Consider the following 26,208-nt stretch of genomic DNA (forward strand, 5'->3'; position numbering starts at 1 on the left):
AGCAGGCTGTAGATGCCTTTCACAGGCGACAGCTTAACCATTACGGCAGAAGAAAATAGCAGCAAACGATTGTTAGTATTGCACAAGTCGGAAACAGGTCTCAAAATCGGGCGGCAAACAGGAGAAAGCAGCGACGCTTTTGTGAGCGCCGCTGCGGTTCACAGCGGCCGGCAACGCCGACCGCAAGCCGTTTTTGAGGTTTCCTGTGCAAGATTCTTAGGTTGACACCTGTTTTCGGTTTGGTGTAAAAAATAACGCTATAATTTTCAGATTTCGCATACCTATCGAAAAAATAGGCGTTTTTTGGTTGATAACCTTGTTGGCGTCAACATTTAGGGAGGGATTGAAACGGATTCGGAAAACAAACAAAGGGTAAGTTTATACCTTGATAAGAAAACAGTGCAGGTGGTGGATTCATTCATCAAAAAGAACGGACTTCATTCACGGAATGAGTTTTTTGAGAAGGCAGCAGAGAACCTGATCGCCGATGAAGCAATCAAATCAGGCGGCGATGTGATGAGCGAAAAGCTTGCAAAAGCCATCGAAGCAGTCTCGGAAAACAACGCGAAGGCGATCTCAAAAGGTCTGTTTCGATACGCGGTTCAACTCGAAATGATGATGCGTTACATCGCGCAGACGCATGAGTTTACTGATGATGAACTGGATGAAATGCGGCGTGAAGCCATCAATAATGTTCGCAGAACGCGCGGTAAAATCAAGCTCGACGATATCGCAAAGGGCTGGTACAACAAAGAATAAGTCTGGATATTTGCCAAAACCTGTGGTATATTGTTGAGCTAAAGAAGGGAGTGAACTGCCATGTCACAACGTGAAATACTCACAAACGGCAGCGCATTTAAGCGCACCGACGGTCGCTGGTGCGGCGTCGTCTGGTACAAAGATGAGCACGGCGAGCGTAAACGCAAGAGCTTTTCCGGCACCACGAAAGCAGAAGTCAACAAGAAAATGAAGAAATACATCGTGGAGTTCAACGAAGATAAAAACGATTCGGTTGAGTCTTTGAAAACTTTGGAGGATAGTTTGCAGAATTGGCTGCAGGTGTTCAAGTTCCCGGCAGTCGAGCGTACTACCTACGACAGAGCGGAATCCATCGCCAAAAACCAGATCTATCCTCAACTCGGCAAAAAGGTCGTCGGCGACATCACAGCCGCAGATATCAAAAAGCTGCTCAACTATTGGATGACCGAGGACTACGCTTACACAACGGTCAAGAAGGTTTACACGCTCCTCAATGAATATTTTCGGTACCTTTATCAACAGGAAATCATCACAAAAAACCCGATGGCGAACGTGGAAATGCTCAAGAAAGCCAACTTCATGTCAGCCCAGGGCAAAGAAAATCTTCCTCCGACGGAGACCATCACAGTCTTTTCAGAGGAAGAAATTGAAAAGTTCAAGGCGGAAGCGTTCAGTGTATTCGGCAACGGTAAGAGAAAATATCAGCAGGCGGCAGCATATATATTGATGCTGAACACAGGATTGAGAACCGGCGAAGCCCTCGGTTTACTCAACACCGACATCGACTTAGACAACCGCGTCATGCACGTTCAGCGCGGTGTGAAAGAGGTTTCCAAACGCGAAGGCGTCACAGAAAAGAGTGGGCGGGAGGTGATCGTCGGCAAACTCAAGAGCGCAACCAGCAAGCGCGACATCCCACTGAACGACACAGCTATCGAAATGATCAAAGACCTTCGCAAAGAATTCTACTTCGGCGAGGATAGCCCTCTGATCCCCGACGAGCACGGCGAAGTCACCCGACCCGTCAACTTCCGCAAAAGATTCTACAGAATCCTCACCGCCGCCGGCATAGAAACCAAAGGTCTCCACAGCCTCCGCCATACCTTTGCAACCCGATTGATCAACGGAGTTAAGGACAAAAACGGCAACATCAAATCCCTCACTCCCAAACAAGTAGCCGACCTCCTCGGCCACACCACCTCAGAAATCACAGAACTCTACTACGTCAAGAGAGATACGAATATGCTCAACGGGATTACGGATGGGTTTGAGTTATGAGTAATATGATACCGTATTTATATTCAGAAAAAATAAAGCCATAGAATTCCTTCGTTCCAGTTGAAAGTCGGTGAAATCAGTGATAGAATATAATTGAATAATAGTTATTAGCGAATAATATGAGGAAGAAGTATGGCTATAATCACTACAATTAAAAATAGCATTAGGATGATGAATCAAGGATCATTTCAAAACCTTTGTGACCATATTCTATCAAAAATGGGGTACAATAACCTTGTTTCACTGGGAAGTCAAGCAGGGACACAAAAGACTACAAAGGGAACTCCGGATACATATTGTATTGTGGATGATAATAAATATATTTTTGTTGAATACACTACTCAAGAAAAACAACTTTTTAATAAAATAAAATCTGATATTGATAAGTGCTTGGATGAAAAAGCAACAGGAATTGAAGTGAGTCGAATAGTTGAGATTCTCTATTTTCATACTTCTTCAAATTTATCACCAAAACAGGATAACGAGATTAGAAGTCTATGCAGAGAGAAGGGTGTTGCCATCTCGATTTATGGGATAGATTGGATTGCATTTAATCTCTACAGAGATAATCGCTCTTTAGCAAAAGAGTATTTGAATATTCAAATTGATAATAATCAGATTTTTGAAGTTAATGATTTTATCAAGCAGAATAGTCTATCGGATTTAGCTGCTCCGTTAGATAATGAATTTATGTTTCGAGCGAAAGAACTGAGCGCTATAGATGATATCTTCAAAATAAAAGATGTAGTCGTATTAGTTGGCAGGGCGGGTGCCGGTAAGACGCGGGTGGCTGTTGAGTATGCAAAAAAACGCGCGAAAAACAGCATGGAAAAGGTTTTTTGCATTCGTGATAACGCTCTTCCTATTTATGAAGACTTAAATTATTATATTGGCAGTCCGGGTCATTATTTCTTGGTAGTGGATGATGCCAATCAAATTGCCGGTTTGTCACATGTTCTGTATTATCTGACACAAAAGAGCAAAGATATCAATGTTAAAATTCTCATTACTGTTAGAGATTATGCGTTGATGGATGTTAGGAAAAAGATCATTGAATTCACGACATTTAACTCTGTAATAATCAGTCCGTTCAGCGATGACGAAATAGTCGAGATAGTAAAAGTTGCAGTTGGAATCAAAAATCAGCTGTATCTCGACAGAATCGCAGAGATATCAAGTGGTAATGCTCGTATTGCTATGATAGCCGGAAAAACAGCAAAGAATGAAAACAACCTATCTTCTCTTACAGATGTATCAACTTTATATGAGAGTTATTATGGGAATGCAATTAAGGGAGTGGGGCTATCTGATGATAAAGATCTTTTAGTTGCTTTTGGAATTACGGCATTTATTAATTCTTTTCATATTGATTTGTTAGATTATCTTAATCCTGTATTTGAAGCATCCAATATAAGTAAAGATGATTTCTTGGAATGTATATATCGGTTACATTCTTTTGAGTTGGTTGATATATGTAATGACAAAGCAGTCAAAATATCCGAACAGTGTTTGTCAAACTACATTCTTAAATATGTTTTTTATGATAAAAAACTGGTTAGCCTTTCAAAAATGATAAATGCTTATTTTCCTATCAACCAATCAAAAACGATCTCAGCGGTAAATGTTTTGTCAAATGTATTCTACTCTGAGCAAATGATTGCGTTTGTTGAACGTGAAATCAGAACGATATGGGATGATTTATCCGAGATAAACAGTGATCACTTCTTTGAATTTGTTAAAGCATTTTATCCAATCAACGAAATGGCAACATTGCAATTGCTGAAACAAAGAATTGACAGTGAAGAAGCAAAGAAATTTGATGAGAAAATCATTGAAACAAAACACTACTTCAATGATGATATTATATCTATTTTATCCGGTTTTTATCGTTGCAAAAATTATTCTTTAGCGATAGAACTGTTACTACGGTATTATCAAAAACGACCTGATTTGTATCAGAAAGTCCTTGAAGTGATAAAACAAGATTATATTTTTAACAAGTATTCGGAGTATAATGACTTTCTGATTGAGAAGGAACTTCTTCGTCTGATCAGAGAGTATTCAAACGATTGGAATGATTATGCGATTTCATATCTCTTTATGGATGTTGCAAAGTCGATGCTTGATTTTAGATTTGATCGGCTTGTATCAAGCAATAACTATTCAATTTCTTATTCATATACAGTATTGCATTCCGGGGATAATATTATAGAATGGCGATGTCAGGTTTGGGATTACTTGCTCGAAGCAAAGCGCAATCCCTATTTCAAAAATGGATTTCGCTCAATAATGAGAACTTACGGAAGAAATTCGGATGAAAATAGTTTACCAATCATTCAAGCTGATTGCAGCGGGATTTTCAAAATCATCTCAGAATGCTTGAATTCAGGGATATTAGAAGATTGCATCACCGTAGATGAATATGTTTCTTTCCTGAATAAGCATAAACTAAATGGATGCATTTCATCCGAAATTGTTGATGTGTTTTTATGTTCAGAGCAATTGCATATTTATAAGACTTTGATTGGTGATTCGCCATTTCTTTGTAAGGATTACGAAAAAGAAATAATCACGCGAAAGCAAAGAATTAAAGCTCTGACAACAAACAGTGATTTTGCGGCAATACAAGGCGTTATCGATATCTGTAATAATTCATTTTTTGATAATACTTATCGTGTAAAAAAGGGGTTAGAGCTCTTTTTTGAGACTCTTTATGAAAGCAATCATTATTTTGTAGACGCTGTACGATACTACTTGTTAACGAATACACCTCAAAATCTTTCTCCGGAATTGATTTTGCAATATTTATTTCAAATGATAGATGAAAAGGATTTGTTGACTTTCATTTCTTTGCCGACTTATTCTCAGAAAAACGAATGGTTATTCACATACTATTTCCTGTACCCGGAAGAAAAGATTACTGAAGATGTATTGAATAACTTTTATGCATTGCTTTTGGATGATTCAGAAAATAGTATTCATGCAAGCTGTTTTAGACAAATCTTATTCATTTGCAAATTCAATTCAGTTAAGGAAGACGCTTTTATAAACTGTTGTAAGATCATCTACCGAAAAAGAAAAGACAATCCGAATTTGGTAAACAGTTTTTTTCATTATATGTTTCACAGTTATATCACACCGGTTGATAAAGTGCTGGAGTTGTTTTCTTCAAATATGGACTTGCTTGAAAAAATCTATATTTTCGAAGTGCTGTACAACGAGCATTTTGATAACAACGAAACCTATTTTAAAATCTTGGCAGCAATAGATACCGAATTCGTTTGCCGTTTCTTTTCAACGGTGATATCTCAATCAGAGCATTTTCGCGTATCAGACATTAGTGGACAGATACAAAGAGTGTATGAGTTTGATGTTTATACTGAGATATTTGAAAAACTTGCTGAAATGATTGTCGCTTCATTCAAGTACTACCTGCATGAACTGCAGGAGTTGTTTGAAACGCTTTTAAAGGATAAAGACAAAGAAAAAGTAAATATGCTGATCATGTTTTTCATAGAAAGTCATTTTTTGGATGAAAACTATATGTATTGCATGTTTAATGCGATCGCTGAATTGGAAGATAGTGAGCGAATCACCTATATAAAAGCATTTTTAAATCAAACGCAGGATATTGACGCATTTAAAAAGCTTCCGGTGGTTTCGGAAACCTATTCATGGTCAGGCAGTGAAGTTCCGATTATTGAAAAGAATAAGGCATTCATCGTAAAACTCAATAATGAATTACATGGACTTGATTTTTTGGATCATAAGCAGTACCTAGAAGACAAAGAAAAACAATTGGATGACCACATAAAGGAAGTGCAGATTAGAGAATATATCAGAGGATGTTAAACAGACGAATGCCGCCCATTTGAGATGGACGGCATTCAAAATGTGGCATTACTCAAATAGCCATTCTTGATCAGAATACTGTTTTAGCACGATTAGAATAATTTTATCATTAATCAATGTGTAGACGATATTGTCTGTCTTGTATTATTGAAATATGAGAAGTGTATATTTATAGTTTTTCATTTATAGATATATTGTATCAGAATATAAACAATAGTAAAGGAATTATTGATAATTGAAGTAAAGTATGCTATACTGAATCTAAACTCAGTGAACGCTGATTTTAGTTCTGCAATTCTTGAAATGATAATTATTTGGAGTGATTCTCTTGTCAGTTAGTTATAAAAAGCTATGGAAAATGCTGATTGATAAAGATATGAAGAAGAAAGACTTATGTGCAGCAGCAGGGATTAGTCATGCTTCCATGGCTAAGTTAGGGAAAAATGAGAATGTCACGACTGATGTGTTGGTGAAAATTTGCACAGCCTTACAATGTGACATCGGCGATATAATGGAATTAACTCATGATTCTATTTAGCGAAAGGGGGTAGTATAGTGGCAGAAGCAGCAGTAAAAGAAATGGAAATAATTCAAGCAAAGCCTATTTTGAAGTGGGCAGGTGGAAAGACGCAATTATTAGGAGAACTTTTGCCTAAAGTGCCGAACTCTTATAGCCGATATATTGAGCCGTTTTTTGGCGGTGGAGCAATGTTCTTTGCGTTACAGCCGGAAAATGCCATTATTGCGGATAGTAACCCTGAAATTATTAATGTCTATCGGGAAGTTGCTGATCATGTCGAAGATGTAATTCAATATTTAAAACAGTATGAAAACACTTCTGAAATGTTTTATGCTGTTCGTAGCCAGGAGTGGACAGCTCTATCTAAAGCAGAAGCGGCGGCAAGAACCATCTTCTTAAACAAAACTTGCTTTAACGGGTTATATCGTGTCAATAAGAAGGGACAGTTTAATGTTCCTTTTGGCAAGTATAAGAATCCCAAAATCTGTGATGAAGAAGGACTGAGAGCAGCTTCCGTTGCATTACAAAAAGCAGAAATCTTGTGCGGCGACTACTTGTTGGTTCTGGAACACTATGCGCAGCCGGGAGATTTTGTTTTTCTTGACCCTCCGTATTTGCCTATCTCTGAATATGCTGATTTTAAGAGATACACTAAAGAGCAGTTTTATGAGGAAGATCATATTGAATTGTCAAAAATGATTATGAACTTGCACGAACGTGGTTGTTATATCATTTTAACCAACTCCAATCATCCGTTAGTGCATGAGCTATACGCTCAATTCAATATTGACGTGATTCAAACAAGGCGACATATTTCCTGTAATGGCAGCACTCGTAAAGGAGAGGACGTTATTGTAACAATTCCTCCTAAAGAGCATACTCTGATTAAGCTTCTTCCTAAACCTCTCCCGGAGCAAGTTTCAGCTTATCCTCCGACTCGCTTTATGGGTTCAAAACGCAAGCTGTTATCAGAGATTTGGTCTGTCGCTTCACATTTTAAGGTGAATACGGTTGTTGATTTGTTCTCTGGCTCCGGTATTGTCGGTTATATGTTCAAAGCTCAGGGTAAAGCGGTAGTCTGCAATGATTATATGGCAATGTCTGCTATTTTTACTAAAGCAATGGTAGAGAATAATACCGTTACTTTACCTTTGGAAGAAGCAAGAGAATTGCTGGTTGCACATAAAGAGTCCGATCATTTTGTTGCGTCTACTTTCAAGGATTTGTATTACACTGATGAAGAAAATGATTTGATTGACACATTGCGTACCAATATAGCCTTGATAAAAGATCAGTATAAACGTGCGATTGCGATGTCCGCATTAATTCGTGCCTGCACAAAAAAACGTCCTCGTGGTATCTTTACCTACACAGGACAGCGATACAACGATGGACGTAAGGATTTGCAAAAGACGCTTGAACAACAGTTTTTGGAAGCTGTTGAAGCTATCAACAATGCAGTTTTTGATAATGGGCAGAAAAATCGCTCTGCTCAATCGGATGCAATGGATTTGAAAGTCGAACAAGCTGATTTGGTTTATATTGACCCTCCATACTATTCTAAGTTATCGGATAATGAATATGTTCGCAGATATCATTTCGTGGAAGGTCTTGCACGTGATTGGAAAGGTGTAGAGATTCAGCAACATACACAGACCAAAAAATTCAAGTCTTATCCAACTCCATTCTCTACCAGAACAGGAGCAGCAAATGCATTTGATCATTTGTTTAAGAAATATGCAAAAAGCGTTTTAATTGTATCTTATTCCTCAAATAGTTTGCCCACACAAGATGAAATGGTTGCGATAATGGCGAAGTATAAAAAACACGTAGAGGTCATCCCAATCGACTACAAATATTCGTTTGGCAATCAGAATGATGCAAAAACACATAGGAACACGGTTAAAGAATACCTTTTTGTAGGGTATTAATTGGAGAACACGGTATGAGTGAGCAAATAACAATATGGCACGTGGGTAATACAGGTCTGCGAAATCCGAATAGAATTCAAGAAGGATTCTCGGTTTTTGCAAAATCTTCATTTGTGGGGCGTCTGCACGGTCGTGAAAATGAACTTGGTTTTATGAAATTGCTGAACGAAAAAGGCATCATACAAAACGAAGCAGGTAAGGATATCTCAGGCAGCCATGCTCGTAAATGGCGACTGATGTTTGCGAGAAACGGATTTATCTATCCTCAAGTCAAGAAAAAGGACGGGCTGCAAGAAGATCTCGGAGTAATGGATGATATTACACCTTTCGGTAAAGTATTCTTGAAAGCGGATACATATCCCGCAATGCAGGAGTGCTTTCTTCGCTCAATGAGCGTAGAACAAAATGATATGCCTGATAAACAACTTCATTTTTCACCTTTGAGATGGCTGTTAGCAATTATGTTGGAGCTTGAAAAGCGAACAGGGTCATCTGAATTAAGCAGGATTGAATTTGCTCTTTGGGGACATACCACTAATCCCAGTTATAATTTGAATGATGTAGTTGACAATATACTTGACCTAAGACAACGTAGAGCAGTTGCTCCGTCAAAACGTGTCTTTGATAAAAAAGAGATTGCCAAAAGAGCCGAGCATTATGATAAAATGCCGGAGAATTTCTTAGATTACGGAGATATGAATATGCGATATCTCCGTGTTTCAGGTGTTTTTCAACGTAAAGGCAGAGGATTAATTATCGTTCCAGCAAAACACGTCTTGGCAGAAAAGCTTGCAAAGAAAACGGCAAGTGATGTGCCACTAATGGAACAATATAAAATACTCTGTACAGGGGCCTCTTTGCCTACCGATAATCAAGATGTTGCAAAGTCATTGCTTGACGATCTGATTAAGCAAATGAAAGATCGGCATATTATGTTTGATATTTCTGATTTACCCTTGAACACAGCTACAGAAATCAATATTGCCAGACAGCGACTTGAAAACATCCTTGCTCAGACCGATGAAATCCGTTATGCGAGTGATCAGTGCAACCAATGGGAAGAAATCAGAGATTATATGACTTTGTTGATCAAAGGCGGCGGAAAACACGTCTATGATGAAGATAATGTCATTGAAGTCCCAAAAGATGAAACACCTGCTTATCTTGAATGGACACTCTGGCGTGCAGCATTAGCGATTGATCATATGGTGAATAAACCTTATGAAGTACGCGGCTTCAAGCTTGATTCCGACTTCCTACCCGTATCAGCTGCCGGTGGTGGAAAAGGTGATCTGTATTGTGAATACAGCGATTTCACCATTCTAACAGAAGTGACAATGTCTACGTCCTCTCGTCAAGAAGCAATGGAAGGCGAGCCTGTCAGACGTCACGTTTCTGATGCGGTTTTGAAATACGATAAGCCTGTATACGGTATGTTCATCGCAATTCGCATCGATACAAATACAGCTGAAACTTTCAGACACGGTGTATGGTATGCAAAGGGCGATGTGAAACAGAGGCTTAACATCGTGCCGCTGACACTGGAACAGTTCCAGAAATTCTTTGTTGCAATGTTTGAATCCCAAAAGGCACACCCGAAAAATTTAAGAGACTTGATTGATGTATGTGAAATTCCCCGAGATAACATGGAAGCTCCTGAGTGGAAAGAATACATCGATAGTGTTATCTTAGATACGCAAATGTTAAAGCGTTGATTTATAAGTTGATTTATTGTAACTATTCAGAACCCCCGTCAAATTCACAAAAACCTATACTATCACATAATTCAGCGAATAATATATTGCCCGCTTTTAGTGTTGATTGTTGAATTATTGCTGATCTATGTAAGAAATCATGCGTATTTCAATGGGGTACTGAATAGATACGATTTATATAATATATTATGTAAAATTATGTAAATTGGAAAAATCATTAATTTATTTCACGGAGAAGAACTATGGAAATAAGATTTAAAAATGTATCATCTATGTCAAGTAATAACAATTGGGATATTCATATTGCGCGAGAGAAACCGCTTTATAAGCGTGAAAATGATATCCGTTCCCCATATGAACGTGATTATACACGAATCCTACATAGCCTTGCGTACAGACGATTGAAGCATAAAACTCAGGTGTTTTTTAATATAGATAACGATCATATTTGTACTCGAATGGAACATGTACAGCATGTAGAATCAGTCAGCTGTACAATTGCGAAATATCTTGGGCTAAACGTAGATCTTACAAAAGCTATTGCAACAGGACACGATCTCGGACATGCCCCCTTTGGACATGAAGGCGAAGTAGAATTAACAGAAATCAGAAAAGAAAATGGCTTGGACAAATTTTGGCATGAACGAAATGGTTTGAGAGTAGTAGATAAGTTAGAATTATTGGAAAACGATAAAAGAAATTTTTGCAATCTTGATCTAACTTATGCAGTACGTGATGGAATAATATCCCATTGCGGTGAAGTAGATGAAAATGGAATTAAGCCAAGAGAATCGGCTATTGACTTAAACACATTTTGCACTTCTGGAGAATATCAACCCTTTACATGGGAAGGGTGTGTTGTGAAAATTTCTGATAAAATCGCATACCTTGGTAGAGATATTGAAGATGCTGTTAGATTACACTTTTTAACAAGACAAGATCTGTTTGAACTTGGGAGAATATCAAAAAAATATGATCAAAAAGCCATTAACACCACAGTTATAATGCATAATTTTATTATCAGTATTTGCAAGAACAGTTCTCCCGAAAGTGGTATTCGGCTAGGTGATAAGTACAATGATTTACTTAATGAGATAAAAGCATATAACTATGAAAAAATATATCTCAACAAAAAATTTGATGTATACCGGAATTATGTGAAATCATTAATTCGCTCAATTTATCAGATTTTGATTGAAGCTTATGATGCGAAAAACACCATTACTTCATTATTAAAACTTAAGAAATACTATCCAAAGCTAATTATTGATTTTGTGGATTATCTGGATAAATACGTTTCTATAGATCTATTGGGCGAACATCCCGGAGCATATAAAAGATATAAAAACGAAAAAATATATGGTAATCTTGATACAATAGAACTATATCTTCAAGCTATAATTGACTTTATTTCTGGAATGACTGATCGATATGCTATAGAGGTATATAACGAACTGCTCAAATATTAGTTGCCAAAATAGTCTTGATAAAATTGAAAAAATTGCAATCTTAAGCCTTAAAGTCAACCTAAGGCAATACCGCACAGAGATAGTGCCACAGCTGCGCAGTAGATTCTTTTGTCAGATCGTATCAGAATACCGCAGGAATACTGACGTATTTCAAGGGATCATGGTGCAAGCTGACGGAAAAAGATCAAGCAGATGTGGCGCTGAGCCGTAAGGCGAGCTTTGCGCGGTGTTGCCTTAGCTTCGGCTGCGACAAGGCAACCTCACCGCAGGAGCTTTAGCTCCTCGGGGTTTCAGTGGGGGATTATAACCCCCACTGAAAGCCCGAATGGCACCCGCCGCCTAAGATGCGGGGGACATCGGTGATTGGTTATAGCTTTTATGAAGAATAACAACAACGCCGAAACCGTTTACAGCGGTTCTAATCATTTCAGGCGGAATGTCAGCTTTACGGGATTGTGGTCGCTGTAGGCAAACTGCGTGTCGATCACATCCATATAGGTCGCTTCGATATTGTCCGAAATGATAAAGCCGTCAACGGTGAGTACAAAGCAATCCTCATTATAGGGCTTATCGCTGTTGCGGCAGGAGGGGACGGTAATCCCGCTTTTATAATCGGTCAGCTTGAGAAAATGCTCCGGTATCAGCTCGTCAGGAAAAGCTGCCGCCCAGGTATATTGCTCAGGCACCTCGCTGTTGAAAAGCTCTTTTGAATTGCCGACAAAATCATGATTGAAATCGCCGCCGCAGATTACATAATTGCCCTTTTCATATTCTTTATTCATGTCATCAAACAGCTTTGTCAGCTGCTGCTTCTGCAGATCTCCGTCTGTTCCGTAGGCAGAGGTATGCACATTAAATATTATAAGCTCCCTTCCGGTTTCAGCAGGCAGACGGTTCACAGAATAACAGCGGTCAAGGTCTATGAATCTGGAAAGGGATCCGGATATAGGCAGGCTGCGTCTTACGGCTGAGGTCATCTGTGTATTGCTGAGTGTAAGCAGTCCGGCATTGGAAGCGCCGTGGGGCTGATAAAGGGGATAGAAAAGAAAGGCTGAATGATAGTTCACTGCAAAGGAAGAAGAGGTATTCTCAAATGCCGAACGTATCTGCGCCAATTCATCTACATGATAGCTTCTGGTGGAGTTGAAGTCCACCTCCTGCATCAGCACGAGATCCGCATTTTGTTCCTTCAGCAATTCAATATCCTTGTCTATGCAGTTGATAACACTTTCTCTGGAGTTTGCCCAGGACTGCGTGCCGCCATCCATAAAAAACGTGAAATCAGGTGTATAAGCGCCAAAGCCGATATTATAGGTGACAGCGGTATAGTCTGTTCCCAAGCGGAGCTTATCCCCTTTAGCAGTTCCTTCTATAGTGAGCTGCTGATCATCCTCGATACGCTGATAGCTCAGCACCACATAGGCAACATATATGAGTATGACAGCCAAAAGGGATGCCAGGATAATAAGCGGTATCTTAAGCCATAGTTTTCTTTTTTTTGTTTCCATAATAATGCTTCCTTTCCTGATGGGATCCTGCGACCGGAAATGAACTGATGGATTCAGGATATACTCAGCTCTTTCGGCTCATGAGTCATAGGTACAGTTCATTTCTGCTTTGCCCGGTAACAGAATACTTTACAGTTATTCTCCCTGCATTGCAGTATAGAGGATTATACCATATTGAGCAGGAATTGTCATTATTTTATTTATGAAACATTTAGAAATATAAAATATGATATAATAAAAACATGAACAGACAGATGACACTGGCAGAAATGAATGATGAGTTTGGTGCAGCCAGAACCAACAAAAAAGAATTTCTGAATAAAATGGATAGCGTTATTCCGTGGGAAACATTCGTAAAAGAAATAGAGCCGTACTATTACAAAGGAGAGCGCGGCAATAAACCATACCCACTTGAATTGATGCTGAGAATATATATGCTACAGAATCTATACGATCTTGCAGATATGAAAGTAATATATGAGATTCTTGATAGTCGTGCGTTTACTGAGTTTTGCTGTATCAATTCTCCTGATGAAGTACCCGACGGAGATACAATCGGACGTTTCAGAAATCTGTTGAACAAATACGGATTACAGCAAACGATCTTTGAAACAGTAGTTGATCTGCTGTTGCAACGCGGTCTGATTCTTAAAAAAGGTACCATTGTTGATTCGACATTTATTGAAGCACCCTCATCCACCAAGAACAAGGAAAAGAAAAGGGATCCGGAAGCACACTCTGCTAAAAAGGGCAATACATGGCACTTTGGCTACAAAATGCACATAGGAGTTGACCGTGACAGCGGGCTGGTTCATCATGTAAAAACGACATCAGCAAACGAACATGATGTCACAGCAACAAGTGAATTGATGCACGGTGAAGAAGAAACTTTGAATGGTGACAGTGGCTACATTGGTGCAGATAAACGCCCCGAAGCAATCAGGAAGAACAAGCAAGGCAAGAAAATCAAATATATTATCAACAGAAAGCAATCATCTATCAATAAGCTCTCTAAAAGCGGACAATACGCAGCAAAAAAGAGAGAGCATGAAAAATCATCTGTTCGCTGCAAAGTTGAACATGTTTTTGCAGTTGTAAAAAGACTTTTCGGTTATCGTAAAACACGATACCGAGGACTGCGAAAACAGATGCTGAAAAGCTATATCATGTTCGCACTGGCGAATCTTTATCTGGCTGACAGAAAATCACTGTCGGTCTGATTTGGTTTGCCTTGTGAACTAAAAACAGGATATCTCTATCACACTCGGCTTATTTGTCGGGTGTTTTTCTTTTGAATCCGATATTCTTTCGATATATGCGGTGTTGCCCTAACATATGCAATAATGTTGGCAACTATTTAGTTCGCAAATCTTGATGCGCTGTTTTTGAATGATTAAAGCGATCACAATAATCTGTAATAAGCCTATTTTGCAAATTGTTTATGTCTATATAACAGAAGTAAGAAGTGAATTTGAAAAAACAAAGAGAGGGTTAAAACACTTGCTTTTTAGCAAAAAATCAAACCAAGCGGGTGCGATAAAAACCATGTATAAATATATTGATTCAAAATTTGCGATACCTAATCAAAGATAAAACCAAATTCTTCATAACCAAAAGTGTTGTGTAGAAATGTTTCCCCGAAAAAATTGCTTCCTGTCACCGGTTTCCGCACGAAATACTGCTGCTATTTTGATGCTATACCCGACGGAAACGTAGGATTTGTTACCGCCGGATGCACTTTTGCTGCTCATTTAAAGCGTCAAAAAGGCATTTTTAGACCGCGCGCCGTGCGATTTTTAAGTGGGAATATCAAAAGGAAAAGTCCGAAGAATGGCTTGTTCAAGCCATTTTTCGGACTTTTGAGTTTGGCAGGGGCAGAAGGACTTGAACCCTCGGCACGCGGTTTTGGAGTGACGACCGAAAGGTTTTACAGGTGTTTGCCGCTGTAAATGATTTGCAATAATATCAGTGTTTAAGCCGTTTTCGGGGCGTATGTCGGAATGGCTGAGAGTATTTCCGAATAGTAATAAACACCAAATAAACACCAAGCAAACACCGGAGAATGTGCTTTGGATCCGCGCTCTGCCGGCTTTGTTATAAATGGCTGAGTGCTGATGAAACCGGGGGAGAGGTTGCGCGGCGGCGTTGGTAAACAGCGGCAAAAAGGTTTGCGTGCCGGGGAAAGCTGTTTCGAACATTGCAAGGGCGCGTTTGTCTAAATATGTTCTGTCCGATCTGAGAAAACTGCGGGAATAATCGTATCATTTTATGTGATCAAAAGCGCACATGCGCCGAATTTCGGCAAATGACGGCGCTTTTTGTTTATATGCGAAAATGAAGAATAGAACGATTTCGCAGTGTAACATTTCATCATGTGTTTTTTGAAAATGCGGATTTTTCTAATTGCAGGAATAGGATCCGAAATTCTGATAATCCGCAAAATCGATTTTGTGATATTGCTTTTCGGGAGCGTTTTTCTCTGTCGGCATTCGCCCGTCGAAATCACTTGTGATTTCAGGGTTGCGAGCATAGAATTTGTGTTCATACTTGGAACAAAATTCGCTCGTTTTGGGGTAATACCCAAAATCCTGATTTTGAAAAATCAGCCGTAGAAAGTAATCGTTATCACTCAGCAAAAAAAACGGTTTTTGTGATTTTGTGATCGGCAAAATTAAAACGTGATTTTTGAAAAGCCACGATTTTCGCAAATCAAAACCGGAAGCGCAAAATCCTGTATTTTGGAATTTTTGATTTATTTTTTTGAAACATTCTGTCGCCCGTGCGGCCGGTTTGTATCCGTAAAAATCCACGTTGTTTTAGGGGGTTGCGAGCACAGATTTTAGGTACCATTTTGGCACCAAAATCCGCTGGGAAAGCAAATCGCCAAAAGCTCAGAAATTGAAAAAACGTAGAAGCGAACACAACGGGGAAGAAATGCGAAAATCACATTTTCTGTTTTGCCGCAAATCGTTTTGTTAGCCGCTGTTTTGCAAAATAAGGTATTTTTACTGTTCACAATGAGTATGCCCTACACAAGCAAATTCTCGGCTTGTGCAGGGCATACTTGTGTATGGCGTCAATGATTCTTTTTTTTTTCAACAGGGTTGAGCTCATCGAAAAGGTTCTTAGAAAAAGGTTTTATTTTATCCGGCGTTATTGTTTTGCCGAAACCGGCAACAAAGATTTTTGTCATTGACATTAATTTGCTTTGGGTTTTCCTGTACCGTGACATTCAGGGCAAACATGAAACTTGTATTTCTGTGTTTTGTATAACTGCCTTACGGCCATCGCCATGGACATAAATCCGGCGTTTTCCGTCATTCGGTCAGCTTCATCATACATTGCTTTTTTATCACAGTCGTCAACAACATAACCAATTCCATTACAATTCTCACAATCTCCGTTTTTATGAAAAGCCATTTTTATTTCTCCTTTATCTGTATAATTCCAATACAAAACTGTATGGATCTGTCGTCCGCACACATCTTGCCGATACGGGCAATTCATACAGTTCATGCGACGTGGTATCCTGTCCGTGTGATTTTCCCACAGTGACAATATCACGCAGCCTTGCTGTCAGTGTATTCCACCACGGCAATCTCGGTCATCATTTCGGCTACTTGTTTGATAATCGCGTCAAGGCGCTCTGCGACGGCGTCATCATACACGATCTCGCCGCACTGCTCGCACTCCCAGCACGGCACATGCTTCACGATAACCATACATTTTTTTAGGTCAACAAAGTGCGTGGTGGTAGACTGTTTATAGTTACCATTGCAAAGATAGCATGTCATGGTTTGTTCTCCTTCCGTGTTTCAAGGTTCGTATCAAATTTGTCAAGCGTCGGTGTATACGCGGTTATGACGGTTATAATCACGCCGTCAGCACCGACAACGACGTGCAGCGGAGTATCGTTTGTGTCTGTTCCCGATATCAAACACGCCGGATTCGGAAAAGCGTCGGGGTACTGTTCTATTATTTTGCCGTGAAAAATCGCATGATACACATCTTCACGATAGATTTGTCGTTCTTGCAGGCGTTTTATAACATGTTTTGTCCACTTTATATTGCCGCTCTCACATAGCTTGCGCAAATCATCAAGGTTTAATTCATTCATTCTCTGATTCTCCGTTTTTCTCTTTGCTGCCTTGTGTTGTTTCATCAATCGGCACGCCGTTATCGTACAGCTCCTCGGGAGCGATATCTATCTCATCGCTCCACGCTGCCGAACCGTCAACGTATGCGCGCATAAAGAAATCAATATCCTTCAGCGGCGCATATACTCTGCCGTATTTCTCGCTTTCGATCCAAGGGCGCATATCATACAGCCGCTTTTCGCCGCTGCGAAAGGTGACGGTCATCGTATAATCAGAGTGCGGCTCAACAGCGGCGACCGCCCAGACAGGAGGATGCCCCGGCTCGGAGCTGGTGTCCGCTGCATCGCGCGCCATAGCTTCGTCGATCGCGCGGCTGACAAAGCCATTAATGCTTTCGCCGCGCGCTTCGGCGTGCGCTTTTATGATTTCCTTACGTCCTTTTTTAACGACAATACGCAGACTGTCATAGGCTTTTGCGTTATACTTGTTTTTCGCGCGGGTCTGCGCGGATCCTTGTGAATCAGCCATCAGCTCACCGCCTTGTATTCAGACAGCGGCACACTGTCTACATAGCACCCGTCGGGGCAAATATCGACCTTGTTGTTCCAAACAACGCTGCTGTCAATATCCGGGTCAATATCCCACGCAACGGAACAGGTATCGTCCAGGTAGACGCGCTGAAACGCTGCGTACTCTCTGAACGGTTCAAACACGCCGCCTTTTTCAAGAAGCGGCTTCATGTCATAGACGCGCTGTTCGCCGTCCTCATACGTCAATAGCAGTGTAAAGTCGTGCTGCGGCGCAACAGCGGCAAGGCGTTTCCTGCCGCGAGCAAAATACTCCGCCATAGGGCGGTCAAAGCCTTTTGAGAGGTAAAAATCTACTGTGTTCGGCATATAAACCTCCTTATTTCAGCGGCTCAATATCAAACAGCTCTTGATGATCAGCCGCGAGTTCCCAGTTTTCTTTTAATTCTTCCTGATGGAACGCTGCCCAGCCGAGAAGCATTTTCAGCTGTTTCGGCGGCATGGTTCCCTCTAATAATTCAATGTCATTGATGGACACCAATACTTCATGACTGCCGTATCTTGCGTGGAAGTGCGGCGGCATATGGTCATTCCAGTTGATAAATATCTTGATTCCTCTGAACTTTGATATTGTCGGCATAATATCACACTCCTTCATTATCTATATTATATCATAGTTTATCAACTTGTACAAGTAGCAATTATCAACAAATATACTTGTACAAGTTTGGCTATATTAACAATTGAAATATAGTTGTACAAGTAGTATAATAGTTATAGAGATAAGGAAAGGGGAGTTAAACATGAAACAGTACACGGTCACAACGACAGAAAACCTGAGAACGCTCTGTATCAAAAACGGCTGGTTTAAATGTGGAAGCAATAAGCAGTATGAAAAACTGTTCCGCGCAAACGAACTCGTTTTTTCGATTGAGGAAATCGCGACAATTATATGGCTGTGCTCCGACGAAGAATATTGCGATATTCTTCTCAAACTCAGAGAGGAACGCATTGATTATTGGAAGCGGATGTTCGGGATCGAAAACGCAAACCAAACCTATAAGGTGGTTGACATTTTTGGCAAAAATTTCAAATTGACTTTTAAGCAGATTGTAACCTTACTCGCTGCTTCCGATTATGAATCCATCAAAGGTATTTACGATCTTGACGGTAACACGGTCTGGGAATACGAGTGTGAATAAAAATGAGTTATCGGGTGCCGGGGCTTCTCCCGGCGCTGCAAAAGGAAAGAGGCTGAACACAATGACCGGCAGATATCAGAAACACAGCAAGGTAATGACAATCGCAAATAAGCTCGTAAAGCAGGGTTACAACCGCGCTTATGCAATAGTTAAGGCTTGGACATTGGTGAAGCTCTCCGGCGTTACTGTCAAGGTGGCAGGCGTGACCTACGGCAAGCGGCAGACTGCGATCGAACATCTCATGCATTACCGTCCACAGGACGTCAGAATCAGCCTGTGCCGTGACAAAAGCAACGCGGCAGACAAGAACGCCGTCGCCGTTATTGCCGCTGTACGCGGCAAAGGAGCCTATACTATGGGTTATCTTCCGAGAGCGTTCGCGGCGTTTATCGCGCCGCTGATGGACAGCGGCAAGCAGATATTCAGCCGCTTGTCGTCGATCTGCGGCGGTCAGGCGCTTTATCTCAGCTATGGAATGAGAATCGAGGTGAGGGTATAGAAAAAACTCTGCCCGGTGCGGCCAACATCGGGAAAGGAGCCGACGAGCATATTACTCAGCTTGTAGAAAATTTTGGATGAAATAAACACAGAAAAGAGGTAACAAAATGAGTGAATTATTGACCGATCTTGAATTGATCGCACTGGAAACAAAGCAGATTGCGAACGCGTTCCAAGTAATCGCCTGTTATGGAACAGATGGCGTCGATAGCCTGGACAATTTCTCGGACGCCATATCATTTATCGGCAGCGCTGCCGTCGATAATGCAAAGAAATTGAACGCGCTTGTGCAGGAAATCGTAAAGACCGCACGCCAAGGCACACAAAGATGTTCAACGGAGACAGAGGTGATATCATGTCAGCTGTAGTCAATAACATTGAAGCGTTTAGAAAAATGCAGCACCTTAGTGTGCAGGACGTCTGTGAGGATTTGAACATGGAGCCCACTGAATACCGCCGCTATACACAGGAGACCGATCTGACGGCAGAGACAGCGGTATTGTTTGCGCGGTATTTCGTTTGCACTGTGCAGCAGTTGATCAGCACGAAGCCGCTTGATATTCAGAAGAAGGAGCTGACAACGCTGCGGATTAGCGTTTTTGAAGAGCTCGAACATATCCGTAACAAAAGAGCACTGCGGGATATACTTAATCTTGTAACTGAAATCCGCGGGTTGATCGAAGCAGGACAATATTGAAACAGTCAGCACCGCACGACCGATGAAGCCGTGCGGTGCTGTTTTTTGCCGTTCTTTAATCTATCTTTACAAATTCCTCAGTGACGATCGGCGCCCGGTTATTTCTCTTTTTGCGGTGCTTGTGTTTGGCGTGGGCAGGTTTCTCCTGCGGCGCTTGGCATGATTTCACGAAGTCATCCGGCAGCGAGACGCGTTGCCGGAGCACTTCATCGGTGAGAGGTTTTTCGGCGGATCTTCCTGCATTTGCCAATCCGAGTTTGACCGACGCTGCGTGCTTGAGGTCGAGCAGCGAAACACTATTCTGATAGAGAAATTCCGGCGGCAGTTCGTCAAACATGCCGTCTTTGTCCTCAAAAACAACGCTGCAGCCCTCGACGCGGGCGCAGGTGAGCCCGTAATCGGAAGATATCTCCTTGTACAGCGGATATCCTTTCAGGACGGCTCCGTCGAACAGGCGACGGTCGCCGTCGGCAAATGTCAGCAGGAGCAAGCCAAGACCGAGCGGTTCCGCATTCAAAACCGCGTGCCGCGGAAGATCATTGAAACCCTGTGACATTTCCTTGCGTACCAGCACGTCAACGGCGCGGCTGATGAAGGATTCAGGCGTTTCGCCTGTCTGTGCGAGGCGGTTTTGGATGGCGGTGGGGAGTTGATATTCCATAATCATTTTCCTTTCTCAGACAGCGGCAAGGCACTGTTATTTGAATGATGAACGTTTGACGTCGGATTCGTATTCGCGCATCATTTTGGCAAATTCGGATTTTGACATCTTGTCGGCTCTCCGCACGCCGTCCATGATGGCTTCGTTGGAATTGCCGTTGATCTGATAGGTTGGACTGTAGCTGATATGATTGACCGATGAGCTGCTGTAGTTGTCGAAGCCGCCGCTGTCAAGAGCGTTCGCTCTTTCAGTGAACGTAGTGCCCGGGTTTTCTGTACTTTCTGCGAGCTGACGCACAAGCTCCGGCAGATCGAACGCGTACTGTTCTGCGGTGCCGTCCGCTTCGCCGCTGAGGATCCGCTGCGTTTCGGCGGCAGTGAATACTTGGCTGCCCTCTGCATTGATAATCAATTCGGGACCTTCTTCACCGGCGAGGAACACATCCGCAGAGTGCTTGGTGCCTCTTGCGTTCGTTTCTATATCGGGCATTTGCGAATAAGCAAATATTCCTTTTGGCGTCAAGGATGATTTGACAGCTGCCTGCACTGCGCTTGTCGCGTTGATAAAGTTTGCGTTTGAAATCTGCTTGTTGATTTCGCCGACGTATGCCTGAATGGTCGCGGCTGCGGACTTTTTCGCGTCCTCGCTCAGATCAAGCGCCGCGATCGCTTTCTCTGCGGTGGTCTGCATATCGTTCATGCTCTTTTCAAAATGCGTTTTGTAGCCTGCTACTGTCTTGGCGAAAGAGCCTTCGGCGGCTTGTACACCGTTGAAATCCTTGTTGAGCTTATCTACCAGCGCCTTTGCGTCCTGCGCGTTGAGGTTGTCGAGTTCGCCGATGATCTGATTGATATACTGCCCGGACTCCTGCGAACCATCAGAGAGGGAAGTGATCAGACCCTCGGTGATTCCGTACTGCTGCGCCTTTTGCAGATTCTCGCTGTACTTGTTGATCCATTCGATCTGATTCTCCCACGTTTCGGTCAGTTTGCCGGTGGTGATCTCGGTTTCGTTGGATAGCTCGGTTGTCAGTCCGACGGTGTTCTGAATGCTCTTTTGCGCCGCTTCAAAGGCTTCATCGTAGGCAGCGGCGAGATTGTCGATTTGGCTCTGAACACTCTGAATCGCTTCCGAAGCGGCGCTTTGCCATGTTTTACTGCTCTCGGCAACCTTGTTTCCTTCGTCGCTGATATCCTTCATGGTTTCGAGATAACCGTCGCACGCTGCTTCCATATCTTTGATATTCTTTTTGGATTCTTCAAAAGCGTCTCGGAATGTACCCTTGACTGCTTCGCCGGCTTCGTTGGTGTATTCTATTTGTCTGTTCCAGAAGTCTTGATATTCTTGATAATCCCAAACGGTTGCAAAACCGTCGTTTTCTTCGACCGCAGCCATGTATTTGTCACTCGCAGCAGCTGCTTCTCGTGCGAATTTGTTGTATTGTTCTTCCTGCTGCTTGAGCAGCGCATAGGTGTCCGTCCATTGCTTTTGGGCGTTTTCGTATTGTTTGCGATTATAGAGCGTTTCCAAATAGCCTTGCAGCGCTTCCTTGGTGTTCGCGGTTTTGCTGATGACGTCATCGTATGTCAGATTTAACCCCTCATATTCGGAGTTCAATTTGGCGATGATCGCCTTCATTTCCTCCTGCGCTGCAGTTGTGACGTTCGTTTGCTCGGCAAGCGAGAACAGCTTGGTAACGAGCCTGCCGGCTGTCGCGGCTTCTTCTTCTAATTCGTCGGACTTGTCCTCTTCCAGCAGCTTTGCAAAGCTGTCCGAGATCTGAGCCAGTTCGGAGAGCAAGTCTCCGTATGTCTGTTGACTGTTTTCAAATTCTTCGGTAAGCTTGCCGATCTTCTCTTTGAGCTCCAGCGCTTCATCAGAAGTTTTGCCGTATTTCTCGACGGCTTCATCATATTTTTGATTAAGCCTGTCCAGCTCGTCTTTCTGCTTTTGAGAGGTGACTGTCAGCGCCTTGCCGTTTTCCGAAGCGTTGTCCATCGCGGCAGCCAGCGCGACAATACCGGCGGTGAGTGCGACAGCGGCAGAAACCATTAAGAAAACCGGATTGGCGTCCATGGCAGCAGTGAACATGTTTGTGGCGATCTCAGCCGCCTTTGTCGCGGCGGTATAAGCAACCAGGGCGCCGCCGAATACGCCGACGCCGACAGCGGCAGCTGTCACGGCTCCTACGACCTTGGGATTTGCCTTGACGAAATCCGTGATCAGCTTCATTCCCTCGGAGCCCATATCATAAAGATCGGTGATCATCGGCGACAGCTCGTCACCGATGGCGATTTTGAGGTTTTCCGCAGAATTGGCAAATACCTTTTGTGCGTGTTCTGCGGTGTTTTCCATTTTGCCGTATGCGTCCGCTGTTGCGCCGACGCTGTTTGCCATCTGAGAAACGGTTCCGTTGAATTCGTCCGCTCCGGCGTTGAAGATAGTCAATGCGCCTTGTGCAGCTCTGCCTTCCTTGAACAGGTTCGCAAATGCTGTTGTATCGCCGTCAACGGAATCGCCGAGGATCTGCATGACGTCGCCGAGTGATTTGCCCTCGCTCATCAGCGCCGAGAAGGATTTACCGGTTTCTTCTTTCAGGACATTTGAAACGTCGCTGCTGTCTTTTGCAAGCTCCTTCATCATAGCGCGCAGATAGGTGCTTGACGTCGCGGTGTTGATACCCTGCTTTGTCATAGCGACCATTGCTGCCGATACGTTCTCCAAATTGACCTTGTACGCCGCTGCTGTCGGAATAACAGTGCCGAGTGTGGAGCCGAGCTCGCCGACGGTTGTTTTGCCGAGCTTCTGCGTGGTGATCAGCATGTCGGAAACGTCCGCCGCGCGGCTGGTTTCCAATCCGTAAGCGTTGATCGCCGTCGTCAGAACGTCAACGGCGGTCGTAGTGTCGGTAAAACCGCCGACAGCTAACATGTTAGCCTGCTGCACAAAGTCCACAGCGTTGGCGGTGTCTACGCTTGCGGATATCGCCTGATAGACGGATTCGGACAAATCGCCGACCGATTGCCCTGTTTCCTGAGACAGTGCGGAAATATCCTCTTTGATTTCTGCGATAGATGCCTGCGCCGGGTCCGCGATGGTGGATATCTTGGCGAGCGCTGTTTCGTACTCTGCCGCCGCTTCGGCACATTCCATGAAGGCTTGCGCGGTTTCGCCGATGATCGCGACAATACCGGCGGACGCAAGCGCCGCTTCCAGGTCGGAAACGGATGCCGCTGCATGATCGCCGAAGTCTGTGCCGGCGCGATCAGCAACAGAAAAGCCGTCGGCGGTGCCTTTTGCATTCTTTGTTAGCTCCTGCATCTTCTGTGAAGCGGCGGTAACGGATCTGCTGTAGGACGCGTCGAGCTGTCCTTTCAGCTTGAATATCAATTCCTGATTCTTTGTTGACATAGTCATCTTCCTTTGGTTCGGCGCGTTCTCAGGAGGGGACGCGCTTATCATATAGGGGTGTTCGCGTAACGAAACGCAGAAAAAAATTTGCATTATATCCGCGAAAACGCCGCGCCTTCCTCGCCCCGCATATACACCCGGTGTTCGGTAGTACCTAAAGCCCGCAGGGCAGCGCGACGGACGGGGAGACAAGCTGACGGCATTCCTTTCCTCGCGAAAAGCGTGCGGCATAACGGTTGTTTCGCTTTGTGTGAAGCAGACAGCGGAAAGCGGTTTCGCTGTGCATGATCGTGAAGTGATTTCGTTTCACAAAGCGCTGACAGGCTGCGGCGCGTCACGGTATCGTATGCCGCTGTCTGTTGCGCTTGAGCAAGGCGCACCGCTTCCGATGGACGGCGCTTTCTGCGGCTTGGGTACCGGCTCCGGCGAACGCGGCGGCGACGCGCCCTTTATCATGCACCGCTCAAAAGAGGGGCGTTTATAGGGGACAGACTAAACAACGGCAGCATTATTCGCGCGGATTCTCGCCGCTGTCCCGTGATTTCTCCATGCGACGGCGCTTGTTCTCGCGCAGGCGGTCGGCATATCGCTCAAGCAGCTCGCGGACTTCCGGCAGATTCAGGAGCATTGCAAGCGATTTGTTGTAAAGAGAATAAACCTGTGCGCGGGATATGCCGAGAACAGAACAGGCGCTTGTTAAGGGATAACCGTCGATAAAATGTACCTCCAACACAAGCCCGCCCTGAAAAGTAAAGGGCAGCTTGCCGATGACAAGGGCGGTATTCTTTCGCAAAGCGGGCAGCTTTTGCCGCAGATCGGCGATTTGCTCGCCGATGGATATGACAGAAACGACCGATTTCATGATCCCGTCGGTTTTCTTGCCGGTCTTTACCTTGTCGGCGGCGACGTCAACACCGTGCAGGCTGACCGCTCCGGATTTGATTTCGCGTTCTCGCTGTTCCAGCGCGGCGATCTTTGCGAGCGCTCTTTGATATCGCCCCAAGAACATCGCTAAAAATTCTTTGTCGGTCAAGCCTGTCATCCTTTTCTTTTGCCGCTGTTTACAGGTCAGCTGTAAAGCTGATTACACCTGTAAACATCACAAACGGCTTGTTTATGCGAAAAACTGAAACTTTACATCCTTTACACCACTCTTGTCATATATAATTATATAAAAGTGTATTGAAAAAAGAGACTTTGAGCATTTTTCGCTATTTATATAAATGTGGTGTAAAAGGTGTAAAGGTGTAAAGGATAGTAAAAAAACGGCTTGAATATGTGATTATTCACTTTACACCCGGCTTTACACCTTTTACGGCATACCACATCGGCTTACATAGATATAGCTTTCCCGAATGCCGATTCCCTCAAATCCTCGGGCAAGCACACTGCTTCCGCCCGGTTTTCGTAATGTAAAGGGGTTGTCGAGTCTGTGGATTTGGAATTGCCTTCCTTTGGTTCGCAGTGCATTTAGGAAGCTTTGTTCTCGCAGAGCTGTAAGTGCGTTCTCGTCACAAAAACGTTCGTATGCCGTGAAAAGCATTCTTGAATGAGCTCGTTCGCCTTCTTCTATACATATTCCTCGGCACTCCGTCAAAAACAGCAGCACGCTGTCGTTTTCGCGTTTAAAGCTGTCGCTCTTTTCTTTGGTGCGCTCGCTGACGGTGATTTGCCAATTGTTTTGTATCAGAGCGTTCAAGCCCTCAAGCAGCCACATCATCACGCCCTCGGCTTCGTTTTCGAGGATTTCACGGTCGATGAACGGGTCGTCCACACGTTCGGGGTCTTTGGGCTTTGCCTGCAAGATGAGCTGCCGCCGCTGAAAGCCCTCGGACAAGTCGTAGAGCGCCTGCAGGGTGAAGTTGCCGAAGCATACGAACCGCACGAAGGACAGGATCTGATTATCCTGGACAAACTTCTTTTGCGCAGAAATGGTGGTTTTGTTTGTCACCAGATTCTTGAATTGAACCTGTCAATATTACTTGACACATTTAACTCGAACAAATTCATGCGGCGTTCATTAGATTCGAATAATACTGCTTACGCTTAACCGTGGGTGGTAAACCGTCGTTCGCAGAACAGA

27 protein-coding genes are annotated in these 26,208 nt (G+C 43.2%); 14 read left to right on the top strand and 13 right to left on the bottom strand.

Annotation, left to right across the window (positions count from 1 at the left end; translation table 11 throughout):
• Positions 1-408 precede the first annotated feature (408 nt).
• The 7 genes from JKK62_RS04630 (at position 409) to JKK62_RS04660 (ending at position 11,524) form a co-directional block, all read left to right on the top strand.
• Positions 409-759: a hypothetical protein gene (locus JKK62_RS04630; protein ID WP_201427083.1), complete on the top strand. Its 351-nt coding sequence runs from the start codon at positions 409-411 to the stop codon at positions 757-759.
• Between the two features lie 60 nt (positions 760-819).
• A complete protein-coding gene (locus JKK62_RS04635; RefSeq protein WP_201427084.1) occupies positions 820-2,037 on the top strand; it encodes a tyrosine-type recombinase/integrase in 1,218 nt (405 codons plus the stop codon).
• 132 nt (positions 2,038-2,169) lie between these two features.
• Positions 2,170-5,889, top strand: a complete 3,720-nt coding sequence (locus JKK62_RS04640) for a hypothetical protein (protein WP_201427085.1) — start codon at positions 2,170-2,172, stop codon at positions 5,887-5,889.
• Positions 5,890-6,217: 328 nt separating this feature from the next.
• The gene (locus JKK62_RS04645) at positions 6,218-6,427 is read left to right on the top strand and encodes a helix-turn-helix domain-containing protein (RefSeq protein ID WP_201427086.1); all 210 of its coding nucleotides are present in this window, start codon (positions 6,218-6,220) and stop codon (positions 6,425-6,427) included.
• Between the two features lie 17 nt (positions 6,428-6,444).
• Positions 6,445-8,340: a Dam family site-specific DNA-(adenine-N6)-methyltransferase gene (locus JKK62_RS04650; protein ID WP_366503006.1), complete on the top strand. Its 1,896-nt coding sequence runs from the start codon at positions 6,445-6,447 to the stop codon at positions 8,338-8,340.
• A 14-nt stretch (positions 8,341-8,354) separates the two neighbouring features.
• Positions 8,355-10,055, top strand: coding sequence for an AlwI family type II restriction endonuclease (locus JKK62_RS04655; RefSeq protein ID WP_201427087.1), 1,701 nt, complete (start codon positions 8,355-8,357; stop codon positions 10,053-10,055).
• A gap of 242 nt (positions 10,056-10,297) precedes the next feature.
• Entirely contained in the window at positions 10,298-11,524 is a 1,227-nt protein-coding gene (locus JKK62_RS04660) for a deoxyguanosinetriphosphate triphosphohydrolase family protein (protein WP_201427106.1), read from the top strand.
• A gap of 422 nt (positions 11,525-11,946) precedes the next feature.
• Here JKK62_RS04660 and JKK62_RS04665 read toward each other — a convergent pair whose 3' ends face one another.
• Positions 11,947-13,032, bottom strand: coding sequence for an endonuclease/exonuclease/phosphatase family protein (locus JKK62_RS04665; protein WP_201427088.1), 1,086 nt, complete (start codon positions 13,030-13,032; stop codon positions 11,947-11,949).
• A 254-nt stretch (positions 13,033-13,286) separates the two neighbouring features.
• Between JKK62_RS04665 and JKK62_RS04670 the strand changes: the two genes are divergently transcribed.
• Together JKK62_RS04670 and JKK62_RS17350 are read left to right on the top strand one after the other, a co-directional pair.
• Complete coding sequence (locus JKK62_RS04670) at positions 13,287-14,252, top strand: IS5 family transposase (RefSeq protein ID WP_201427089.1); 966 nt, start codon at positions 13,287-13,289, stop codon at positions 14,250-14,252.
• A gap of 169 nt (positions 14,253-14,421) precedes the next feature.
• Positions 14,422-14,625 carry a hypothetical protein gene (locus JKK62_RS17350; RefSeq protein WP_207752136.1) on the top strand — a complete coding sequence of 68 codons (204 nt, stop codon included), beginning with the start codon at positions 14,422-14,424 and terminating at the stop codon, positions 14,623-14,625.
• 203 nt (positions 14,626-14,828) lie between these two features.
• Here the strand turns inward: JKK62_RS17350 and JKK62_RS04675 are convergent, their stop codons facing one another.
• The 8 genes from JKK62_RS04675 to JKK62_RS04715 form a co-directional block, all read right to left on the bottom strand.
• The gene (locus tag JKK62_RS04675) at positions 14,829-15,230 is read right to left on the bottom strand and encodes a hypothetical protein (RefSeq protein ID WP_201427090.1); all 402 of its coding nucleotides are present in this window, start codon (positions 15,228-15,230) and stop codon (positions 14,829-14,831) included.
• 201 nt (positions 15,231-15,431) lie between these two features.
• Positions 15,432-15,842 (bottom strand): hypothetical protein, encoded by a 411-nt coding sequence (locus tag JKK62_RS04680; protein ID WP_201427091.1) that lies wholly within the window; start codon positions 15,840-15,842, stop codon positions 15,432-15,434.
• Positions 15,843-16,230: 388 nt separating this feature from the next.
• Positions 16,231-16,452: a hypothetical protein gene (locus JKK62_RS04685; protein ID WP_201427092.1), complete on the bottom strand. Its 222-nt coding sequence runs from the start codon at positions 16,450-16,452 to the stop codon at positions 16,231-16,233.
• Between the two features lie 140 nt (positions 16,453-16,592).
• Positions 16,593-16,826: a type II toxin-antitoxin system MqsA family antitoxin gene (locus tag JKK62_RS04690; protein ID WP_201427093.1), complete on the bottom strand. Its 234-nt coding sequence runs from the start codon at positions 16,824-16,826 to the stop codon at positions 16,593-16,595.
• Positions 16,823-17,149: a DUF4258 domain-containing protein gene (locus JKK62_RS04695; RefSeq protein WP_201427094.1), complete on the bottom strand. Its 327-nt coding sequence runs from the start codon at positions 17,147-17,149 to the stop codon at positions 16,823-16,825. The genes JKK62_RS04690 and JKK62_RS04695 overlap by 4 nt, the downstream gene beginning before the upstream one ends.
• Positions 17,142-17,657 (bottom strand): DUF2442 domain-containing protein, encoded by a 516-nt coding sequence (locus tag JKK62_RS04700; RefSeq protein WP_243411758.1) that lies wholly within the window; start codon positions 17,655-17,657, stop codon positions 17,142-17,144. Before JKK62_RS04700 ends, JKK62_RS04695 begins: the two co-directional genes overlap by 8 nt.
• Positions 17,657-18,025 (bottom strand): DUF2442 domain-containing protein, encoded by a 369-nt coding sequence (locus JKK62_RS04710; RefSeq protein ID WP_201427095.1) that lies wholly within the window; start codon positions 18,023-18,025, stop codon positions 17,657-17,659. Before JKK62_RS04710 ends, JKK62_RS04700 begins: the two co-directional genes overlap by 1 nt.
• A 10-nt stretch (positions 18,026-18,035) precedes the next feature.
• On the bottom strand, positions 18,036-18,296 hold the full coding sequence (locus tag JKK62_RS04715) for a DUF4160 domain-containing protein (RefSeq protein ID WP_201427096.1): 261 nt from the start codon (positions 18,294-18,296) through the stop codon (positions 18,036-18,038).
• Between the two features lie 163 nt (positions 18,297-18,459).
• Here JKK62_RS04715 and JKK62_RS04720 point away from each other — a divergent pair, with 163 nt between their 5' ends.
• From JKK62_RS04720 to JKK62_RS04735, 4 genes are all read left to right on the top strand, one after another.
• Positions 18,460-18,858, top strand: a complete 399-nt coding sequence (locus JKK62_RS04720) for a hypothetical protein (RefSeq protein WP_201427097.1) — start codon at positions 18,460-18,462, stop codon at positions 18,856-18,858.
• 94 nt (positions 18,859-18,952) lie between these two features.
• A complete protein-coding gene (locus JKK62_RS04725) occupies positions 18,953-19,357 on the top strand; it encodes an HIRAN domain-containing protein (RefSeq protein WP_207752137.1) in 405 nt (134 codons plus the stop codon).
• A gap of 106 nt (positions 19,358-19,463) precedes the next feature.
• Positions 19,464-19,724 carry a hypothetical protein gene (locus JKK62_RS04730; RefSeq protein ID WP_201427098.1) on the top strand — a complete coding sequence of 87 codons (261 nt, stop codon included), beginning with the start codon at positions 19,464-19,466 and terminating at the stop codon, positions 19,722-19,724.
• Complete coding sequence (locus JKK62_RS04735; RefSeq protein ID WP_201427099.1) at positions 19,712-20,053, top strand: hypothetical protein; 342 nt, start codon at positions 19,712-19,714, stop codon at positions 20,051-20,053. The genes JKK62_RS04730 and JKK62_RS04735 overlap by 13 nt, the downstream gene beginning before the upstream one ends.
• Positions 20,054-20,108: 55 nt before the next feature.
• On the opposite strand, the gene JKK62_RS04740 is transcribed toward JKK62_RS04735, so the two are convergent.
• A complete protein-coding gene (locus JKK62_RS04740; RefSeq protein ID WP_201427100.1) occupies positions 20,109-20,714 on the bottom strand; it encodes a hypothetical protein in 606 nt (201 codons plus the stop codon).
• 36 nt (positions 20,715-20,750) lie between these two features.
• Positions 20,751-24,125, bottom strand: coding sequence for a phage tail tape measure protein (locus tag JKK62_RS04745; protein WP_201427101.1), 3,375 nt, complete (start codon positions 24,123-24,125; stop codon positions 20,751-20,753).
• 250 nt (positions 24,126-24,375) lie between these two features.
• On the opposite strand from JKK62_RS04745, the gene JKK62_RS04750 reads away from it, so the two are divergent.
• The gene (locus JKK62_RS04750) at positions 24,376-24,609 is read left to right on the top strand and encodes a hypothetical protein (protein WP_201427102.1); all 234 of its coding nucleotides are present in this window, start codon (positions 24,376-24,378) and stop codon (positions 24,607-24,609) included.
• 24 nt (positions 24,610-24,633) lie between these two features.
• On the opposite strand, the gene JKK62_RS04755 is transcribed toward JKK62_RS04750, so the two are convergent.
• Both JKK62_RS04755 and JKK62_RS17950 read right to left on the bottom strand, forming a co-directional pair.
• Positions 24,634-25,158: a hypothetical protein gene (locus JKK62_RS04755; RefSeq protein ID WP_201427103.1), complete on the bottom strand. Its 525-nt coding sequence runs from the start codon at positions 25,156-25,158 to the stop codon at positions 24,634-24,636.
• Positions 25,159-25,437: 279 nt separating this feature from the next.
• Positions 25,438-26,076, bottom strand: a complete 639-nt coding sequence (locus tag JKK62_RS17950) for a primase-like DNA-binding domain-containing protein (protein WP_201427104.1) — start codon at positions 26,074-26,076, stop codon at positions 25,438-25,440.
• Positions 26,077-26,208 lie beyond the last annotated feature (132 nt).

This window comes from Ruminococcus difficilis, from assembly GCF_016680995.1.

What these genes read in the sequence shown, in the direction of transcription:
- JKK62_RS04635 (WP_201427084.1), top strand. Translation starts at nt 820, where the DNA reads ATGTCACAACGTGAAATACTCACAAACGGCAGCGCATTTAAGCGCACC.
- JKK62_RS04640 (WP_201427085.1), top strand. Translation starts at nt 2,170, where the DNA reads ATGGCTATAATCACTACAATTAAAAATAGCATTAGGATGATGAATCAA.
- JKK62_RS04655 (WP_201427087.1), top strand. Translation starts at nt 8,355, where the DNA reads ATGAGTGAGCAAATAACAATATGGCACGTGGGTAATACAGGTCTGCGA.
- JKK62_RS04660 (WP_201427106.1), top strand. Translation starts at nt 10,298, where the DNA reads ATGGAAATAAGATTTAAAAATGTATCATCTATGTCAAGTAATAACAAT.
- JKK62_RS04665 (WP_201427088.1), bottom strand. Translation starts at nt 13,032, where the DNA reads ATGGAAACAAAAAAAAGAAAACTATGGCTTAAGATACCGCTTATTATC.
- JKK62_RS04670 (WP_201427089.1), top strand. Translation starts at nt 13,287, where the DNA reads ATGACACTGGCAGAAATGAATGATGAGTTTGGTGCAGCCAGAACCAAC.
- JKK62_RS17350 (WP_207752136.1), top strand. Translation starts at nt 14,422, where the DNA reads ATGATTAAAGCGATCACAATAATCTGTAATAAGCCTATTTTGCAAATT.
- JKK62_RS04675 (WP_201427090.1), bottom strand. Translation starts at nt 15,230, where the DNA reads ATGTTCGAAACAGCTTTCCCCGGCACGCAAACCTTTTTGCCGCTGTTT.
- JKK62_RS04685 (WP_201427092.1), bottom strand. Translation starts at nt 16,452, where the DNA reads ATGGCTTTTCATAAAAACGGAGATTGTGAGAATTGTAATGGAATTGGT.
- JKK62_RS04690 (WP_201427093.1), bottom strand. Translation starts at nt 16,826, where the DNA reads ATGACATGCTATCTTTGCAATGGTAACTATAAACAGTCTACCACCACG.
- JKK62_RS04695 (WP_201427094.1), bottom strand. Translation starts at nt 17,149, where the DNA reads ATGAATGAATTAAACCTTGATGATTTGCGCAAGCTATGTGAGAGCGGC.
- JKK62_RS04700 (WP_243411758.1), bottom strand. Translation starts at nt 17,657, where the DNA reads ATGGCTGATTCACAAGGATCCGCGCAGACCCGCGCGAAAAACAAGTAT.
- JKK62_RS04710 (WP_201427095.1), bottom strand. Translation starts at nt 18,025, where the DNA reads ATGCCGAACACAGTAGATTTTTACCTCTCAAAAGGCTTTGACCGCCCT.
- JKK62_RS04715 (WP_201427096.1), bottom strand. Translation starts at nt 18,296, where the DNA reads ATGCCGACAATATCAAAGTTCAGAGGAATCAAGATATTTATCAACTGG.
- JKK62_RS04720 (WP_201427097.1), top strand. Translation starts at nt 18,460, where the DNA reads ATGAAACAGTACACGGTCACAACGACAGAAAACCTGAGAACGCTCTGT.
- JKK62_RS04725 (WP_207752137.1), top strand. Translation starts at nt 18,953, where the DNA reads ATGACAATCGCAAATAAGCTCGTAAAGCAGGGTTACAACCGCGCTTAT.
- JKK62_RS04730 (WP_201427098.1), top strand. Translation starts at nt 19,464, where the DNA reads ATGAGTGAATTATTGACCGATCTTGAATTGATCGCACTGGAAACAAAG.
- JKK62_RS04735 (WP_201427099.1), top strand. Translation starts at nt 19,712, where the DNA reads ATGTCAGCTGTAGTCAATAACATTGAAGCGTTTAGAAAAATGCAGCAC.
- JKK62_RS04740 (WP_201427100.1), bottom strand. Translation starts at nt 20,714, where the DNA reads ATGGAATATCAACTCCCCACCGCCATCCAAAACCGCCTCGCACAGACA.
- JKK62_RS04745 (WP_201427101.1), bottom strand. Translation starts at nt 24,125, where the DNA reads ATGTCAACAAAGAATCAGGAATTGATATTCAAGCTGAAAGGACAGCTC.